13 protein-coding genes, 1 tRNA gene and 1 pseudogene are annotated in these 14,556 nt (G+C 44.3%); 3 read left to right on the top strand and 12 right to left on the bottom strand.

What is annotated here, in order from left to right; translation table 11 throughout:
* A complete protein-coding gene (locus tag HMPREF9698_RS07515) occupies nt 1–708 on the top strand; it encodes an RluA family pseudouridine synthase (protein WP_003778949.1) in 708 nt (235 codons plus the stop codon).
* Between the two features lie 116 nt (nt 709–824).
* Here HMPREF9698_RS07515 and HMPREF9698_RS07510 read toward each other — a convergent pair whose 3' ends face one another.
* Together HMPREF9698_RS07510 and map are read right to left on the bottom strand one after the other, a co-directional pair.
* Nucleotides 825–1,679, bottom strand: coding sequence for a YihY/virulence factor BrkB family protein (locus HMPREF9698_RS07510; RefSeq protein ID WP_003778947.1), 855 nt, complete (start codon nt 1,677–1,679; stop codon nt 825–827).
* 77 nt (nt 1,680–1,756) lie between these two features.
* Entirely contained in the window at nt 1,757–2,512 is a 756-nt protein-coding gene (gene map / locus HMPREF9698_RS07505; RefSeq protein WP_003778944.1) for a type I methionyl aminopeptidase, read from the bottom strand.
* A 210-nt stretch (nt 2,513–2,722) separates the two neighbouring features.
* Here map and HMPREF9698_RS07500 point away from each other — a divergent pair, with 210 nt between their 5' ends.
* Complete coding sequence (locus HMPREF9698_RS07500; RefSeq protein ID WP_003778942.1) at nt 2,723–3,172, top strand: flavodoxin; 450 nt, start codon at nt 2,723–2,725, stop codon at nt 3,170–3,172.
* A gap of 161 nt (nt 3,173–3,333) precedes the next feature.
* On the opposite strand, the gene HMPREF9698_RS08555 is transcribed toward HMPREF9698_RS07500, so the two are convergent.
* The gene (locus tag HMPREF9698_RS08555; RefSeq protein ID WP_003778940.1) at nt 3,334–3,876 is read right to left on the bottom strand and encodes a TetR/AcrR family transcriptional regulator; all 543 of its coding nucleotides are present in this window, start codon (nt 3,874–3,876) and stop codon (nt 3,334–3,336) included.
* A 202-nt stretch (nt 3,877–4,078) separates the two neighbouring features.
* Here HMPREF9698_RS08555 and HMPREF9698_RS07490 point away from each other — a divergent pair, with 202 nt between their 5' ends.
* Nucleotides 4,079–5,326: an aminopeptidase gene (locus HMPREF9698_RS07490; protein ID WP_003778938.1), complete on the top strand. Its 1,248-nt coding sequence runs from the start codon at nt 4,079–4,081 to the stop codon at nt 5,324–5,326.
* A 168-nt stretch (nt 5,327–5,494) separates the two neighbouring features.
* Here the strand turns inward: HMPREF9698_RS07490 and HMPREF9698_RS07485 are convergent, their stop codons facing one another.
* The 9 genes and pseudogenes from HMPREF9698_RS07485 to HMPREF9698_RS07440 form a co-directional block, all read right to left on the bottom strand.
* The gene (locus HMPREF9698_RS07485) at nt 5,495–5,896 is read right to left on the bottom strand and encodes an OsmC family protein (protein WP_040292791.1); all 402 of its coding nucleotides are present in this window, start codon (nt 5,894–5,896) and stop codon (nt 5,495–5,497) included.
* Nucleotides 5,897–5,963: 67 nt separating this feature from the next.
* Entirely contained in the window at nt 5,964–7,139 is a 1,176-nt protein-coding gene (locus tag HMPREF9698_RS07480) for an NADH-dependent flavin oxidoreductase (protein ID WP_003778934.1), read from the bottom strand.
* A 624-nt stretch (nt 7,140–7,763) separates the two neighbouring features.
* Nucleotides 7,764–7,836, bottom strand: a tRNA-Val gene (locus HMPREF9698_RS07475).
* Nucleotides 7,837–7,963: 127 nt separating this feature from the next.
* Nucleotides 7,964–8,815 carry a metallophosphoesterase gene (locus tag HMPREF9698_RS07470; RefSeq protein WP_003778932.1) on the bottom strand — a complete coding sequence of 284 codons (852 nt, stop codon included), beginning with the start codon at nt 8,813–8,815 and terminating at the stop codon, nt 7,964–7,966.
* A gap of 245 nt (nt 8,816–9,060) precedes the next feature.
* Nucleotides 9,061–10,533: a DUF1538 domain-containing protein gene (locus tag HMPREF9698_RS07465; protein ID WP_003778930.1), complete on the bottom strand. Its 1,473-nt coding sequence runs from the start codon at nt 10,531–10,533 to the stop codon at nt 9,061–9,063.
* A 56-nt stretch (nt 10,534–10,589) separates the two neighbouring features.
* Nucleotides 10,590–11,270 carry a P-II family nitrogen regulator gene (locus tag HMPREF9698_RS07460; RefSeq protein ID WP_003778929.1) on the bottom strand — a complete coding sequence of 227 codons (681 nt, stop codon included), beginning with the start codon at nt 11,268–11,270 and terminating at the stop codon, nt 10,590–10,592.
* Between the two features lie 130 nt (nt 11,271–11,400).
* Complete coding sequence (locus HMPREF9698_RS07455; protein WP_003778927.1) at nt 11,401–12,294, bottom strand: DegV family protein; 894 nt, start codon at nt 12,292–12,294, stop codon at nt 11,401–11,403.
* Nucleotides 12,295–12,432: 138 nt separating this feature from the next.
* A pseudogene (locus HMPREF9698_RS08715) lies at nt 12,433–13,271 on the bottom strand (DegV family protein).
* A gap of 227 nt (nt 13,272–13,498) precedes the next feature.
* A complete protein-coding gene (locus HMPREF9698_RS07440) occupies nt 13,499–14,383 on the bottom strand; it encodes a DegV family protein (RefSeq protein ID WP_003778920.1) in 885 nt (294 codons plus the stop codon).
* Nucleotides 14,384–14,556: the final 173 nt, after the last annotated feature.

The following is a 14,556-nucleotide window of genomic DNA, read 5'->3' as shown; positions in this document are numbered from 1 at the left end:
ATGGCAGACTTCCAAGATATAAAGCTTATCTATGAGGATAACCACCTGATCGTGGTTGATAAACCCCTTAATATGCCCTGCCAGGAAGATGCCTCTGGTGACCCCGACCTCTTAAATGAAGTCAAGGAATACATCCGGGTTGAGTACGACAAGCCTGGCCGGGTTTATTTGGGCTTGGTCCACCGGCTTGACCGACCAACTGGGGGCCTAATAGTCTTTGCCAAGACTTCTAAAGCAGCTAGTCGCTTGTCAGAAACCATCCGGAAGGGAAATATGGACCGGACCTACTTAGCAGTCCTTCAGGGTAGCCATTTGCCTCAAACAGGCCAATTTGAAGACTACCTCTACAAGGACCAGGCCAATAACCAGGTCTTTGTGGTAGAAGAAGGCAGCCCAAAAGCCAAGTATGCTAGTCTGACCTACCAAATCCTAGAAGTTAAACAGGATTTAAGCCTAGCCCAAGTCCAACTGCAAACTGGCCGGTCCCACCAAATCCGGGTCCAGTTTGCTAGCCGGGGCTGCCCCTTATGGGGGGACCAAAAATATGGCAGTTACTTTAGCCAACCCGGCCAAGACTTAGCCCTCTATGCTTCAAGCCTGACCTTCCCCCATGTCACCAAAGGAGACAAGCGGACTTTCACTAGCCAACCCCAGCAAGCTAGCCAAAGGCAACCCTGGTCTTACTTTGACTACTTCCACAAGGGTTAAGGCAAAGAGTATGTAATGATACTAAAGTCTGGTCTAGCTTGACTCTTTCTACAAAAATTAAAACAAAGACAGAGCCAACTCTATGGAAATGAAAGCTTTTCCCATAAAGTTGGCTTTTACTTTTCTTGTAAAATATTTAACCGGATCAAAAGCTTGAGGAAAGAACTGTCTTCATTTTTAGCTGTCACCTGACCTTCTCTTCTTTCAATAAAGTAGCGGTTGGCTAGGCCTCCCACCAAGATAAAGAAGGCTAGCTTTTGGGTAATGGCAAAGATGATCATAAAAGCCCCCAGCATGGTAAAGAGGATGGAGTCAGACGGCAAGAGGCCCATTAGAAGGACATAAATGATCCCTGCCACCAAGAAAGACAAAGTGACAATGACGGCCCCAGGCAGGGTTTGGTAGTATTTTTGCTTGGCATTGGGAACGGTAGAGAAAATAAACCAGGAAGTAAAAAAGGTTACCAATAATAAAATGATAATGACCTGGATATTATTTAAGGGAACTTGCTGGAGAAAGACCGAAACGAGTCCAAACCAAACTGCCAGACCAATGGTAAAGGAAAAGGCAAGCAAACGCAGGACCAAAATATTCCTACGGTAGCCCACCCCATAGGCTTGGTTGAGGCCCATGACGATGGAATTGGTAATCCAGCTAATGGTCCAGATCGATGAGATCAAAGCGATCAGGTAGATCCCAAAGTGGGAATTTTCATAAATCACATTGACGTCATTGACCAAGCGTTCGCTCAAAACAGAAGGTAAGACATTGTGGAGGAGGCGGTGGATAATAGTGATATCAATGTTGTGGAACTGGAAGGCATTGATAACCCCCACAAACAAGGGAAAAAGGGTAAAAAATATATAATAGGTGATAAAGGTTGAATACTGCCAGATCTTCCCTTCTGAGGCCATATCAATGACCTCTGTTACCCAGTCAAATTTCAACTTTTTTAAAATTTTATCTACCATTCTGGCCTCCTTAGAAAAACCATCCTCCCCTAATGATTAGGGAAGGATTGAGTTCATTATTGAGTTTGTTTTCGCCCTTACTGGCCTTCTTGTTTGGTTAAAATTCTTGGACCATTCTTGGTAATGGCTAGGGTGTGTTCATACTGACAAGACAGGCCACCATCTTTGGTTCGGGCTGTCCAGCCATTGTCATCCAGGCTTGACTGCCAGGTTCCGGTATTCACCATGGGCTCGATGGTGATCACCATGCCTTCTTTCAAGCGTTTGCCCTTGCCAGCCTGGCCAAAGTGAGGCACGCTCGGCTCTTCGTGAAGGGTAGGGCCAATGCCGTGACCCACAAATTCACGGACCACAGTTAGGTCTTCGGATTCAACGTATTCTTGGATAGCCGCCCCAATGTCACCGATCCGGTTTCCAACTTGGGCTTGTTCAATTCCCTTGTAGAGAGCCTTTCGGGTTACTTCCATCAGGTGGTTGACCTGGTCACTGCCCTGGCCGACTACATAAGCCCAGCAGGAGTCCGACAAGGCCCCATCCAGGTTGACTACCATATCTACCTTGACCAAATCGCCTTCTTTCAGTTTGGTCTTTCTTGGGAATCCATGGCAGATTTCGTCGTTGATACTAACACAGGTGGCATATTCATAGCCTTGATAGCCGATTTGTTCGGCAGTTGCCCCATGTTTTTCCATAATGTCCATGGCAAACTGGTTGATTTCTTCTCCAGTTACACCTGGTTTAATAAAATCACGCAAGCCTTCGTGAATTTCCGCCAAGACATCACCTGACTTGTCCATCTGGTCGATTTCCCGCGGTGATTTTCGTGTTATCATGCTTTCCTTCCTCTCTATTATTTTACCTTTCATATTATAACAAATTTTTCGTCAGAAGAAACATTATCTTTCACAATAGCTAAAAAGGCGGGCCAGTAGTTTTATCAGACTAGTAATTTTAGAATAATAAAAATCCAGACGGGTGAATTTATTCAGTGGGTCATCTTTGCTATAATAAGAATGATTGATTAAAAAAGGAGTTAATAAATCATGGTAAAAGCAATGATAGTATACGCTAGTTTGACCGGTAATACTGAAGAAGGGGCTGAAATTTTAGAAGAAGCCTTTGAAGAAGCAGGAGTTGACGTGGAAGTAGTTGAAGCTAGCTTTGCTGACCCGGAGGACTTCCAGGACTATGATATCGTCATTGTCGGCACCTATACCTATGGCCCAGATGGCAATTTGCCTGAGGAAATTGTTGACTTTTATGAAGAATTGGAAGAAGTCGACTTGTCTGGCAAAGTCTTTGGCACCTTTGGCTCAGGAGATGACTTCTACGAAAAATACTGCAAGTCGGTAGATGATTTTGACCAGCAATTGGCCCAGGCCGGTGCCAACCAGGGATTCCAACCAGTCAAGTACAACCTCATCCCTGGTCAAGAAGCCATTAACGACTTAAACGCCATGGCTCAAGCCCTTATTGACCAAGCCCAAAACTAAAACCCCTATCCTAACCTTCCCTAAAGGTCAGCTAAGCAAAAAATTGTGGCCCGTCCCAACTGGACGGGCCACAGCTTTTCTATTTGTTTTTTGAGCTAAGTGTCGGCCTCACCACTATTTAAAGGCCACAAGCTTTATATCTTTGCTTAAGTGCAAGCTCCTTATTTGGCTAAATCGACAGCGGTTTTGATGTAAGCACTAACATAATTTGAGAGGTTAATATCTTTTGTTTGAACTTTACCTAGGGCTATCAGGGAAGCGAGACCAAACAAGAGAGGGTAGAGATTTTTCCACAACTGCAAGGTATCACAGGAAGCTCCCGTATACTTATCAATCAAGTCAATCATGGTTTTGCCCATATTATCGTGGAGGTCGCCTGAATAAGCATTTTTGTACATGTACATGGACCGAAAGAGGGGCGATTCATCCTCAGCAAACTTTATATAGTCTTCACAAACACTTTGCAAGCTAGCATTTTCAATAGCAGTTGCACTTAATTTATTGGTAAAAAATTCTTCTGTATTGGCAATGACTTCCGACTTTAACTGCTCCATATTTTTAAATTCATTGTAGATGGGTTGGGTGGAACAATCGAGCTCATTGGCGACGTTTCGGGCTGTCAGGCTATCAATCCCTTCTCTTTTCAGTAAGTTCTCGGCAGCCTTGAGGATGTGTTCTTTCATTATGGTTTTTCTACGTGCCATAAAAAATATCTCCTTTTGTATTATTCAATTCTCTTCCACTATATCACTAATTAAAGCACCAATGGTAGATATGTATTAACATTGTACTAATTTTTTAACATGCCTGTAACACTTTCTTCATATTTGAGATTCTTTTAGGACTATGCTAACATGATATCCATGGAGAAATATTTATTTTATCATAAAAATGGGGGAATACGAAATGGTTCTAAACAATTTTGATCATTTAATCGACAAGTATGCTGAACTCTTTGTCAAAACCGGGGTCAATGTCCAAGAGGGTCACACAGTAGCAATCAATGCCTCTGTAGAAAACGCCCAATTGGCCCGGGCTATCGCCAAGACAGCCTACCAAAAAGGGGCTCGTGAAGTCTTGATTGACTGGGCAGACGACACCTTAGCCCGGCTGAAGTTCAGCCATGAATCCAAAGAAACCTTGACCGAGGTTCCCGAATACCGGATTGCCAAAATGAACTACCTATTGGACCATGGAGCTAGCCGGATCAGCATCGTTGATGATGACCCAGATAACTTGGCTGGTTTAGATGGCGAAAAAATTGCAGCCACCCAAAAAGCTCTAGGTCAAGCGATGAGACCCATGCGGGATGCCACCCAGGCCAATAAAGTCTCCTGGACCGTAGCCGCTGCAGCTAGTCCAGCCTGGGCAGCCAAAGTCTTCCCTGACCTAGACAGCCAGGAAGAACAAGTTGATGCTCTTTGGGATGCCATCTTTAAGGCGATCCACCTCTATGACGATGACCCAGTTGCTAGCTGGGAGGAAAAAGACAAGACCCTAGAGAGCAAGGCGGATGAACTCAATGAAGCCAATTTCACCGCCCTCCATTATAAAGCACCGGGTACTGACCTAACAGTAGGTCTACCTAAAGGCCACCACTGGGAAGGTGCCGGCAGCTTTAATGCTCGGGGTGAGCGCTTCATGGCTAATATGCCAACCGAGGAAGTCTTTACCGCCCCTGATGCTAAGCGGATTGACGGAGTCGTCAAATCAACCAAGCCCCTCAGTTATGCCGGGTCTATCATTGACGGCATGGAATTCCACTTTGAAAATGGTCATGTCACCAAGGTAACAGCTGAACGTGGCCAAGAAGTGATCGAAAAACTTCTGGAATTAGATGAAGGGTCCTCCAGTCTCGGTGAAGTAGCTCTCGTGCCTCACGAGTCCCCTATTTCCCAATCTGGCCTTATTTTCTTTAACACCCTCTTTGACGAGAATGCCTCCAACCACCTGGCACTTGGTTCGGCTTATGCCTTTAACCTAGAAGGCGGGACCGAAATGTCAGAAGCAGAATTAAAAGAAGCTGGCTTGAACCGGTCAACCACCCACGTGGACTTTATGATTGGGTCTGACAAAATGGATATCGACGGAATCAAGGAAGATGGTAGCAAGGTTCCCGTTTTCAGAAATGGAACTTGGGCTGACAACTTCTAACTCATACTACTTTTTGAGAAAAGGGTCGTGGTCACGACTCTTTTTTCTTTCTCTACATGCTTGAAACCGAGTTTGCCAGGTCACTTTTTAGGCGATCATCCAAAAGAAGAGCTTATTTCCCAGCATTGGAGCCGTGGGGGGAAGCCCCACGGCTCCTTTTGCTATAACTTATAGGTAGTTGATCTCATAAGACGTTTCAGCCTTAAGGGTATTGGAGACGGTGCAGTATTTCTCATGAGACAGCTTAACGATCCGATCAATTCGGTCTTTGGGAATTTCGGTCTTAATATTGATGATCATTTTAATCTCTTCTACCCGGTTTGGCGGCTTGTCACTTTTGACAAAATCCAAGTCTAAGCTTAACTCTTCTACAGGCTCCTTGTAGTTGAGCAAGGAAGTCATGATGGAAATTCCCATACAGCCCGCTAAAGAAGCGGTTAAGAGTTCAGCCGGGGTCATAGCAGACCGGTCGCCCCCCTTGTCTACTTCATCATCCATATGGACTTGGTGGCCGGCTTCGTTTTCCACCTTGATCCTTTTCTTCCCTTCCCAATTAGCTTTTATTTTCATATTTTCTTTTATCCTTTCTAAACCTAGCTAGCGAGCCTGGTTTATTTGCACTCTTTTGCCGACAAAATTACTTGAGATGGTCCGGTTTTTCTTTTAGACGAGCAACAAGTTGGTCTGAAAATGATTGGTTGACGCCAAGTGATCCTGCCATCCGGTAGAAACGGTCCGGCAAGGCAAGGTCAGCTAAGTCCTCTTCTTTCACTTCTAACTGGTAGTCTTGGTCTCGGCCAGCCTTGATGGTTTGAACCAGGTCAGGCTTGAGGATAGCACTGGCCCCCATGGCTAGAAGGTCTAGGTATTGGCTAGCTTCTAGGGCTTTGTCGGGGTCACTAATGTCACCAGCCCCTACCAGTAGGGCTCGACCAGCCAGCTTTTCTTTAACTACACTGTTGATGACTTGGCCACTGTACTTGCCGACTTCTGCTTTTTTCTTGAAAGATAAGGGACCGAACTGGGAGGTGTGGATGTAGTCCAGTCCCAAGTCAGCCAGTTTGTCCACCAAGTAAAGACTCTCTTCCAGGTCATAGCCGACTTGGTCATCGTGGACTTCTTCTGGGCTAAAGCGGTAGCCAATGATAAAGTCAGACTTGCCAGCTTTTTTCACCTGGTCCTTGACTTCTTGGGCAACAGCTAGTGCAAAGTGGGCTCTTTTTTCCAGGCTGCCACCCCAATCATCTTGGCGGAAATTGGAAGACTTGGAAAAGAACTGGTGGATCAAGTAGTGGTTGGCCCCGTGGATTTCGACCCCATCAAAGCCAGCTTCCACAGCCCGTCTAGCAGCCTGGCCAAAGTAGTGGACATAGTCTTGAACTTCCTGGCTACTTAAGCCGGTTACCGGGTAATCTAAAAAGTCAAAGTCAGCATCAGATGGGCCTACAACCTTGCCCTGGTCGGTATAGGAATACTTGGCCTGCCGACCTGGGTGGAAAATTTGCAGGACAGCCTTGTTGCCACTATCCTTCATTGTCTGAGCCAAGTCTTTCCAGGCGGGTATTTGACTGTCATCCAAGATCGATAAGCCGTTACCGAAAGCATTGCCTAAGGGACCAACTGCAGCAGCTCCTGTAATCAGAAGACCAGCCGTTTTATTCCGTCTTTTGAAGTAAGCCAAATCTTCTGGTCCAGGCGTTCCCTGGTATGTGGATCCCTCTACTACCATAGGCGCCATGACAAAACGGTTGGCTAATACACTTCCACTGTCTAATTTCACTGATTCAAACAAGGGTTTGAACTTGTCTTTCATGACAATCCTCCTATTCCAAATCAATTATAACCAGAAGCTTTGTCTGGGAAAACTCATATGAATCCGGTTTAATTGTCTTGTTACTTTTATTTATGTTAACGTATACATTTTTTGTAGTAATAGTCTAACATAAGATTTTTCTCAAGAGAAGAATGATGCCATTCCTTTATTTTTGCTTCAGTCTACACCTACCCTGGCTTTTGGATAAGGAATGTGGATGTTTATTACTGGCTATTATAAAAAAAGAAAGGCTTGGGTGCATCGATAACAGTTTTTTGTTGAAATAGAGTTAGTTCTCGAATAACATATGTTGTTCGAGAAAAATAGTTAAGAATTCTCAAATAACATATGTAGTTTGAGAAATTCTGCTAAAAATTCTCAAATACCAAGTGTTATATGAGAAAAAGCTCAAATATTTTCGTATAACTAGTGTTGTTAAAGAAAACCAACATAAGTCTTGTATAACAAGCGTTTCTCCATAAAAATTAACTTTGTTATATACAACAGGTGTAGTCAGATACATGCCTTCCTCTTTTATCTTTTCAATAAGAATAGAGGCTCAAATCGATCACCAAAAAAGCATAGAAAAAGCACACTAACCTTAAGCTAGCATGCTTTAGTTGATGGTTCCTACTGGGCTCGAACCAGTGACCTCTTGCATGTCGAGCAAGCGCTCTCCCGACTGAGCTAAGGAACCAAAAAATGACTACATCAACCATTGTATCTTATTTTAAAAAAATGTAAAGGGTCAATTTAAAATTTATAAAGGAATTTGACCTGCCTCGGGTATAGCCTCTCGAGACAGGCCCCTTTTCCTCCCCTCTTTAGTTAAGGGTAAGGGTTATAATCTCGCACCGGTTGTTAAACCGCATAGGAAAGCCAGAGTTACCCAAACCCCGGTTGACGATCATTCGCTTAGTTGGCTGGTCTTGGCCAATAAATATCCCGTAATCATAGTGGGGGAAAAAGCCTTGTGACTTGTTAAATAATCCGCCCAGGTAAGGTAGGATGACCTGGCCCCCGTGACTGTGCCCAGCAAATGTCAGGTCTGGTGCCTTGTTAGGATCGGCCAGGTATGCTTCAAAAAATTCTGGGTGGTGGGCCAAAAGAATTTTTGGTTTAGCCTCCATCCCCGCTTCTAGGTCGATGTTATTCAAGATAGGATCTGGGACATTCTCCATACCCCCCCGCTCGGCAAAGCCCATTAAAACCAAGTCTTCTTGAGGCTGGCTATCTTTAAAATGAGCATAGACTGCATCATCAATTAAAAGTTCACAGCCGGTTTGAGAAACCAAGGCTGAAAACTCATCAAAGTTGGGATTAGAAATATCGTGGTTACCAGTAACCAAGTAAGTTGGGGCTAAGTCATTTAAGTCGAGAAGAAAATCTTCGACCGGGGTCTCTTCCAGAAATTCCAAGCTAGCATGGAGGGTATCTCCTGTGAGCACGATCAAGTCAGGGTCTTGGCTAGCCACTTTTTTTAAGATGGATTTGACATAGCCATTGTTCATATTATCCCTGAAGTGGATATCAGATAGTTGGACAATTTTCTTTCCCCGCAACTGGCTGGGTAAGTTGGCAATGGTCATTTTGTATTTATTGACTTGAATGAATCGGTTTTGGTAATAAAAATAGATGGCTAATGCAACAATCAGAATCAGTAGAATCCAGAACATGAACTTCCCTCCAAATATGTCATCGTCACCTAGTATACCACATCCAAGCCTGGCTTGGATAGAGCCGATTTTATAGTAATAGGATTGAAATATTGTATATTACAAGTATTAACTAGTCAAAAAGGCTGGCCAAGCCAACCTTTTAACACATGCTATTGGGTAAAGAATGAGTCCGGGCTTTTACCATACTACGAGTTTAGGTGTGCACCCAATTTTAAGGTTACCACAACCACGATTTTTCTAGCTTAGTCCTTACTCCGGATTGAGTAGATAAAGCCTAAAATTTGGAGGGTCAAAATCGGCATAAGGGCGACAAGGGCAATCATCCCGAATCCTTCGCCGATTACCGTTGCTTGAGGAATGGCTTCTGCCGCCCCTTGGACAAAGGCTAGGATAAAGGTTGCGGTTAATGGACCAGTTGCCACACCACCTGCGTCAAAAGACATCCCTACAAAGACATTGGGAACGAAAAATTGCAGGATCAAGACAAGGATGTAGCCGGGGAGGAGGATATGCCACAATTCTAATCCAGGCACAAGCATCCGGATAATGGCTAGGAAGATGGCAAAAGAGACTCCGATGCACAAGGCCACTAGGACCGGTTTCCGGTGGATAGCGTTAGCGGTGACATCTTCAATCTGGTGGGTCAAAACGTTAACAGCTGGTTCTGCCAAGATGGTTACTAGTCCAATGACAGCCCCAACCAGGCTAAGTTCCACTAGCATATCCTCAGAACCTAAGGTGTAGCCAACAATAATCCCCATATCCATAAAGCCTGCGTAAACCCCGGTCATAAAGAGGACAAGTCCGATGTATACATAAACAGTCCCCTTCCAAATCCGGTTAAGTTCAGACTTGGGGATATTGAGTCGTAGCTTTTGGAAAATCCAAAAAAGGACAACGATAGGTAGGAGAGTAAAGAAGACATCAATGGCTTCTTCGATCAAGGTGGAGGCATATTGTTCTACGATATTAATCTCTTGGGCTACCCCAATGTCCAAGGAGCCGGAAAGGTCGCCGCCACTTGGAGTGAGGAGGTTGAAGATCAATACGGCAATGATGGCCCCGACGGACGCGACCCCAACTAGGCCGAAAGAATCGGCAGAGGAAGACTTGGAGTTACTTTCCAAGACGGCCACACCAGCAGCTAGGGATAAGATAAAAGGAACCGTAACTTCTCCCGTCGTTGCCCCGGATGCGTCAAAAGCAATAGCAATGATTTCATTGGAACTGATCAAGGTTAAACCAAAGATGATAAGATAAGAAGTGGTTAAGACGGCACGCAAGGACCACTTATAGACAATCCGCATCAAACCGAGGACAATCATAACCCCGAGTCCGACAGAGATAACCATTACCATGGCAAAGCTTGAAATTAATCCATCCGAGATGGTTTCTAGCTGCTGGCCTAAGACTAAAACAGAGGGCTCAGAAGCTGAGATCAAAAAACCAAGGATAAAGCCAAAGATAATTAAAATGCTTAGTTTATTAGACTTGGCTATCCCCCGGCCCATATACTCCCCAATTGGACTAATCCCGACTTCTACCCCTGTTAAGAAAGTGGTCAAACCTATGATAATCACAATGGTTCCGATCGTGAACGATAGTAGGATGGAAGAAGGGATATCAATCAAGAAAAAATAAATTAAAAGGACAATAATGTAAATGGGTAAAACTGAGGTCAGCACTTCTTTAAACTTTTCTGTTAGTATGTTCACAAATACATGGCCCCTTTCAATTGGGATTAGTTTTTCTCAGAACAAGTGCTGATTGTTCAGCCGAATAGACCCCGTGTTTCGCTAAGATCTACGGTGAAAAGTATACCAGCATTTCTTTCGTCAATATTCAAATGGTCACTGATAGCTTGAGTAATATCTGGAGTATTTTCCTTCTTAGCAATAATGAGTAAGATTTCTTTCTCAGGTTCTATTTCGATGTTAAAGACCCGCTTGGCTTCAGCTGAACCAGCACCCCGAGCCTTGATAAAGGTTCCGCCATTAGCACCCTTGTCTTCGGCTACCCGCATAACGTCCCGGCCATCGCCTTGGTCGACAATTGTCACAATTGCTTGGTACATGATTTCCTCTTCTCCTTCTAGTTGGTCTTCTTCTGGAACTTGGCCAAAATCGACTAAGTGCTTGCTAACACCTAAGACATTGGAAATGGAAGTTCGAAACGCAATGCCAAAATTTTTCTTGTTCAAGTTTTTGACTTCGCTAATGTAATCCATGGTTTCTTTGGCCTTGTGGCTAGGGGCTAATAAAAGGACAATTTCCTTGTGGCTATTGTCCAAACCGAGTTTCTTTAAAATGGAGTTGCGGACTGTACCGAGTCCAAGCAAGATAGTGCCGGCCCGAATCCCTTTTTTATAGGCTAAATTTATAACTGTTTGCCCTTTATCAGGGTTTACAATAAATAATAATAAATCCATTGACTCATTCAATGCATTCGTCATTTTGTCACCTCTAATCCTTATTATTTATATCAACTATATTAATTTTATCACATATGAAAGCTAAAAATAAATGCAGAGGCCTAATCCGATCAAAAAAGGCTTCCGACAGCAATCGGAAACCTGGTCTTATTTAAGATTTGAAAGCCACCGGTTCAAATAATTCTGGTTTTTTCTCGTAACCAAAAACAGCCATGCCACCCAAGCCAATATGGCTGGCAATAACAGGAGAGGCAGCAAAAATCCCGATATTAACCGGTCCAAATTGGTCAATAATATAGTTTTTAACTCTTTCAGCCATATCTGGCCGCCCCACATGGGAGACGACGATATATTGGCCTTCATAAGGTGAAGCTATATGGTCAATCAATCGGTCAACCATCTTGGTATAGACTCGGTCTCGGCCTCTGACGATACTGTCGCGAATAAATCCAGTATCATCTATACTTATGAGGGGCTTGACCCGGAGCAGAGACCCAACTCTCCCGACCGTTTTAGACACCCGACCGCCTTTTATCAGCCAGTCTATGTCGTCAACTGCCACGAAGACTGCTATCTCTTGGGCGGATTTTTGCAGCTGAGCTTCCACTTGGTCAAAGTTGTAACCAGCTTCAACTAGGGCTTGCCCATGTAGAAAAAGAAGCGTCCCTGCTCCAGAAGCTGACCGGCAGTCCACTACAGCTCCCTTAAAGTTAGGATAGCGGTCTTTGACCTCCTCCATGGCATTTTTGGCAACTTGAATGGAACTAGAAAGCCGGATGGAAATGGAAATGAAGATAACATCATCGCCTGCTTTGGCAGCCGCCTCAAAGGTTTCCATGGCTACTTGGGGGCTAATTTGAGCCGTATGGGGTTGTTTACCCTCACGCATATATTGGTGGAGGGTTTCTACTTTAAAGTTGTTGTCATTATCATCGATAAATTCCTTTTTACCTACCGTAATCGACATCGGGATGTTAACAAGTTTATAAGTCTCTCTTAAGGCCGGACCCTGGTCTGAAGCAGAGTCTAACATAATTTTAATCATTTCATCTCTTCTCCTCTAAATTTTCGGATGTGACTATTATCTTAAATTATGGTTCAGTATAACACGACCCTAGCTTGTACACAAAAGAATTAAAGTTAAAATACGACACTCTTGCCAGCAAAGAGGATCTAGACTGGCTTAAGAGTTGAACGTCACCGGTTCAAATAATTCAGGTTTAGTCTTGTAAGCAAAAACTCCAAGACCTCCTAAACCAATATGACATGAAATAACCGGTGAAGCTTCAAAAATACCAATATTAACCGGACCATATTTACTCATAATGTAATCTCTCACCTTCTCAGCCATCTCCCTCCGCCCAACATGGGAGATAAGTAGGTACTGGCCTTGGTAGGGAGAAATATGGTCGATGAGCTTGTCTGCCATCTTCATGTAAACCCGGTCTTTGCCCCGGACCAATGAATCTTTGATAAAGCCTTTATCATCTAAGGTCAATAGCGGTCTGACTTGGAGCATGGAACCGACTTTGACGATCGTCTTGGGGACCCGGCCCCCCTTTGCCAACCACTCAATATCGTCAGCAGCCCATAAACGGCCATGTCCTGGGCTGATCGGTCCAATTGGTCCCTTATTTGATCAAATTCATAGCCAGCCTCGATCAAGGCTTGGCCGTGTAAGAAAAGGAGGGTGCCTGCTCCTGAAGCTGACCGGCAGTCCACCACTGCCCCCTTGAAGTCAGGATAGCGGTCTTCAACTTCTTTCATAGCCTCCTGGGCAACTTGGATAGACCCTGACAATCCTTTGAAGATGGAGATAAAAATTACATCGTGGCCAGCCTGGGCTTGTTTTTCAAAGGCTGTCTCGGCTACTTGGGGGCTAATCTGGGCCGTCTTAGGCATCTTGCCCTCCCGCATAAACTGGTGGATTGTCTCTACTTTCACATTTGGATCGTCGATATACTCCTCCCTACCTACCATAATCGGCATGGGGATGGTTTCAAAGTCGTAAGTTTGTCTCATAGACTTACTCTGGTCTGAGGCGGAGTCCAACATTATCTTAATCATGACTTCCATTCTCCTATCAACTTCATAAGGGATTTGAGTATTTCAAATGATTTTAGGGTTAAACTAAGTTTAATTATAGCATGACAAGAGAATGAAGGCAGCTGATTTTAATGACAGCCAAAGCCCTCTCCTTAAAAATATAATAAAAAGGCTTCCCCCATCAGAAAGGAAGCCTGGTCTGGTTAAGATTTGAAGGTAACTGGTTCGAAAAGATCAGGTTTTTTCTTGTAGCCAAAGACCCCTACTCCGCCTAGTCCTACGTGACAGGAAATAACAGGGGAAACTTCAAAAATTCCAATGTTGACGGGGCCGATCTGGTCAATAATGTAGTCTCTGACCTTCTCAGCCATTTCCCAGCGGTCCACATGGGAGACAATCAAATATTGGCCTTCATAGCGGTCAATCTCTTCCAAGAAAGTGTTCGCCATCTTGGTGTAGACCCGGTCACTCCCCCGGACAACCCCTTCCTTGGTAATCCCCTTGTCGTTAATGCTCAAGAAGGGTTTGACCTTGAGCAAGGAACCGATCTTCCCAACCGTTTTTGACAACCGTCCCCCTTTGACCAACCAGTCTAAGTCGTCCACTGCTAAATAAACGGAGAGTTCCTGGGCAGACTGCTCTAATTGCTGGTGGACCTGGTCAAAGTCATAGCCAGCCTTGATCAATTCCTGTCCGTGCAAGTAAAGAATGGTCCCAGCCCCTGCTGCTGACCGGGAGTCAACCACTGCCCCTTGAAAGTTGGGATAGCGGTCCTTGACATCTTCCATGGCATTGACGGCAACCTGGTAAGTCCCTGACAATTGTTTAAATATGGAAATGAAGATGACATCGTCTCCGGCCTTAGCTGCCGCTTCAAAACGATCGATGGCCATTTGGGGGCTAATTTGAGACGTTCGCGGTTGCTTTCCCTGCCTCATATAGGCATGGAGGGTTTCTAAGCTAAAATCTTCGTCATCTAAGTATTGGTCCTGGCCCAAAATAATGGTCATGGGAACCACTTCAACATCGTAGGCTTCTCTTAAGGCTTGGTTTTGGTCTGATCCTGAATCTAACATAATCCTAATCATTTAGATGATTCTCCTCTCACAAGTGACAGATAAGGTCAAATTACTTTGATTATAAAAGTAATTTGACTAGTTATAAGTATAGCATGATAAAGCACTGGTAAGCAAATGAATCTTTACAAGGGCCTTCACTTGTTAGCCTAGCAAATGAAAAATAATGCCCCTAGCCTAGCTTT

This window comes from Alloiococcus otitis ATCC 51267, from assembly GCF_000315445.1.
In the GTDB taxonomy this organism is placed as follows: Bacteria; Bacillota; Bacilli; order Lactobacillales; family Carnobacteriaceae_A; genus Alloiococcus; species Alloiococcus otitis.
This window is presented reverse-complemented; position numbering and strand designations above follow the sequence as displayed.

What these genes read in the sequence shown, in the direction of transcription:
- HMPREF9698_RS07515 (WP_003778949.1), top strand. Translation starts at nt 1, where the DNA reads ATGGCAGACTTCCAAGATATAAAGCTTATCTATGAGGATAACCACCTG.
- HMPREF9698_RS07510 (WP_003778947.1), bottom strand. Translation starts at nt 1,679, where the DNA reads ATGGTAGATAAAATTTTAAAAAAGTTGAAATTTGACTGGGTAACAGAG.
- map (WP_003778944.1), bottom strand. Translation starts at nt 2,512, where the DNA reads ATGATAACACGAAAATCACCGCGGGAAATCGACCAGATGGACAAGTCA.
- HMPREF9698_RS07500 (WP_003778942.1), top strand. Translation starts at nt 2,723, where the DNA reads ATGGTAAAAGCAATGATAGTATACGCTAGTTTGACCGGTAATACTGAA.
- HMPREF9698_RS08555 (WP_003778940.1), bottom strand. Translation starts at nt 3,876, where the DNA reads ATGGCACGTAGAAAAACCATAATGAAAGAACACATCCTCAAGGCTGCC.
- HMPREF9698_RS07490 (WP_003778938.1), top strand. Translation starts at nt 4,079, where the DNA reads ATGGTTCTAAACAATTTTGATCATTTAATCGACAAGTATGCTGAACTC.
- HMPREF9698_RS07485 (WP_040292791.1), bottom strand. Translation starts at nt 5,896, where the DNA reads ATGAAAATAAAAGCTAATTGGGAAGGGAAGAAAAGGATCAAGGTGGAA.
- HMPREF9698_RS07480 (WP_003778934.1), bottom strand. Translation starts at nt 7,139, where the DNA reads ATGAAAGACAAGTTCAAACCCTTGTTTGAATCAGTGAAATTAGACAGT.
- HMPREF9698_RS07470 (WP_003778932.1), bottom strand. Translation starts at nt 8,815, where the DNA reads ATGTTCTGGATTCTACTGATTCTGATTGTTGCATTAGCCATCTATTTT.
- HMPREF9698_RS07460 (WP_003778929.1), bottom strand. Translation starts at nt 11,270, where the DNA reads ATGACGAATGCATTGAATGAGTCAATGGATTTATTATTATTTATTGTA.
- HMPREF9698_RS07455 (WP_003778927.1), bottom strand. Translation starts at nt 12,294, where the DNA reads ATGATTAAAATTATGTTAGACTCTGCTTCAGACCAGGGTCCGGCCTTA.
- HMPREF9698_RS07440 (WP_003778920.1), bottom strand. Translation starts at nt 14,383, where the DNA reads ATGATTAGGATTATGTTAGATTCAGGATCAGACCAAAACCAAGCCTTA.